1 pseudogene (only partly in view) is annotated in these 212 nt (G+C 50.0%); it reads right to left on the bottom strand.

Features of this window, described 5'->3' with window-relative positions:
* Nucleotides 1-209, bottom strand: a pseudogene (locus GJA_RS28445) (IS481 family transposase) (its annotated part extends 16 nt beyond the left edge of the window); the annotation flags it as partial.
* Nucleotides 210-212 lie beyond the last annotated feature (3 nt).

Genomic DNA, 212 nt, shown 5'->3' with positions numbered 1-212 from the left:
TTGTCCAGTCCCGTTTGATCATAAACGCGCTTCACAAATAGCTCTGGCTTTTTCTGCTGCCACTCTTTGAGCGCCTGGATGGGTGTTTTTGCAGCGATGGCCCGTTGTGGAATGTGGTGGTTGTAAAGCTTTAAATAGTTGAGCAAAGTCGTTTCCAGATCGTCCCGGCTGTCGAATCGGATCTGCTGCAATAGCTCGGTGATACGACCGGT

This window comes from Janthinobacterium agaricidamnosum NBRC 102515 = DSM 9628 (assembly GCF_000723165.1).
Taxonomy (GTDB): Bacteria; Pseudomonadota; Gammaproteobacteria; order Burkholderiales; family Burkholderiaceae_D; genus Janthinobacterium; species Janthinobacterium agaricidamnosum.
Note: the sequence above shows the minus strand (reverse complement) of the source record. Positions and strands in the feature narration are given on the sequence as shown.